At 45.2% G+C, this 1,973-nt stretch carries 2 protein-coding genes and 1 pseudogene; 1 reads left to right on the top strand and 2 read right to left on the bottom strand.

Annotated features, from left to right (window positions below):
* Positions 1-67 precede the first annotated feature (67 nt).
* On the bottom strand, positions 68-265 hold the full coding sequence (locus T518_RS12080) for a hypothetical protein (RefSeq protein WP_155948191.1): 198 nt from the start codon (positions 263-265) through the stop codon (positions 68-70).
* Positions 262-1,602 (bottom strand): hypothetical protein, encoded by a 1,341-nt coding sequence (locus tag T518_RS11190; RefSeq protein WP_162177262.1) that lies wholly within the window; start codon positions 1,600-1,602, stop codon positions 262-264. The genes T518_RS12080 and T518_RS11190 overlap by 4 nt, the downstream gene beginning before the upstream one ends.
* 179 nt (positions 1,603-1,781) lie before the next feature.
* Between T518_RS11190 and T518_RS11185 the strand changes: the two are divergent.
* A pseudogene (locus T518_RS11185) lies at positions 1,782-1,973 on the top strand (IS701 family transposase); the annotation flags it as partial.

Genomic DNA, 1,973 nt, shown 5'->3' with positions numbered 1-1,973 from the left:
GTATAGATAACTGCAAATAACAGTTTGTAGGGGAGTTCTGATACTCCCCTATAAAAATGGCTATTTATCAACTGTTTGTTGTGACATAGCCTTTTAAATAATCTGCCCGAATTCTCTCATTCCCCTCTTCAAAGCCTCTTCGAAATCCTTCCTCATATAGTCCTTGAGTCAGCTCGCCCATATTTCTATATTTCTTCAACTCATCCTCTGTCATCCAGATGCCATATTCTTCTTCAAATGGACTTTTTTTGCTCAATACAATCACCCCAAGCTCTCATAAAACCTGCGAATAAATCCTGCCATCAGAATGCGCCGCTTCTCAAGGAAGGCCTTGTAATCATTGCTATCCATGTTCATGAACTCCTCTGGCACACAGTTTTCGGCAAGGTTTTTCTTGAGGTCATCTGCATCGGTGATTCCACCATACTGCAACTCGCCGTTGGCAATTTGCTCCTTCATTTTTGCCATGTACACGCATGGTGCATCATTCTTGATCTTGATGTTGATTTCCGACTGCGTATAGACGTAATTAGCAATCTGATTGTAGTCCCTGCGGTTGTTGATGCCGTTCTTCTGAAGATACCTCTTCGGGAAAATATGGTGAATGTCGCCACACTGCTGAATCAGCGATGATACATCGATCTGCTCAGACAGAAAACCTCGGGAGCCCGCTTTCACCTGTGCCATCAGGAACAACAAGAAGTACGGGCTGCTGGATACGGAAGTATCCAATCTCTGGACAAGCACCGTATTCCAGAAGGCATCCGACATCTCGCCTTCTTCCGTAGTTGCAACAAACTTTTCGGGATTCATTTCTGTAAAGCGCTTGATATCGTAGTCCATCGCGGATTCAGGTGAGCTAGAATAACGCCCCGTCAGCATGGAAAGAACAATCCACTTGCGCACCAGCTTCTCGATTAGCGCGGCGTTCATGCCTCTGTCCCTCAACGTGAGATACAAGATATATCCGAAATTCAGCACGTTCTGTGAACGGACGAGCGATGTATCAATAATCCCAGTAGACTTGACAATCATGATGTAGCGCTTGAAGTTAGTTTCGTTTACAAAATTCTCTACGCCTTGACGAAGCTTATGAAATGAATCTTCTGCGATGCTTTCCAGATTCTCTCTCGTCTCAAAATCACGGCCAGATAAAAGACTGACCAGATCTGCAATCTTTCCTCGCATGAACTTGTGCGTAAAGGAAACCCGCAGTACATCAGTATAATCTGGGACATAGATGTCCTCTGTCTCATTGACAACCCATTTTATTTTCTGCATTCCACCAGATTCGACAAATTCTGTATCGTTGGCGGCGATTGCATCATAGTCCACCGGACTCCGCATAAAATGGTAGAAATAATCAATCATCTTTCTGGTATCATTCCCGCCGTAAAAATCATCGGCTGAAATCTTCGACATGGCAAAGTCAGCCTGCGACAAAACGACGCCCTGCGAATTGATTCGGATAAAAATATCGGTCACTTCATCGATTGTGAGTGTCTGGCTCAAGTCCGTAACGCCTATGCTGATATTGTAGATGGATTTCAGCTTGTTGATTGCAGACGCTACTTTCTGTTCCTGTCCGACCAAATTGTTCACTTGACAATAATTTGGGATAAAGGACCACTCCGAAAAAGTTGGTGTGAATATCTCAGCTATGTCAGGAATCCATCTGCAGCAGTTTACAGCTTTTTGAAGCACAATAAAATTGCATAGCCTCCTGATGGTGTATAATGAAATCGCTAAACCACACTAACACCCAAGAGAAAGGCTATGCGATGACTTCATTATACACCGAGAACTCCGTGATTGGTAGACTCCTGACGATTTTTTCTTCTTTGTTCCCAGCTGCGACGAGGCCGACGCGCTATCTGCTGGCGTGGCTCCTCATCGCTCAGCTGGCTCTGGAGTCAGCTTCGTCGGTGCGTTGCCTGTTCCGGCAGTTCCTGTCGAAGCAGACGGATGCGTCG

The sequence above is a fragment of the Mitsuokella jalaludinii DSM 13811 genome, from assembly GCF_000702905.1.
Lineage (GTDB): Bacteria > Bacillota > Negativicutes > Selenomonadales > Selenomonadaceae > Mitsuokella > Mitsuokella jalaludinii.
The sequence above is the reverse complement of the archived record's forward strand: the minus strand, read 5'-3'. Positions and strand labels throughout refer to the sequence as shown.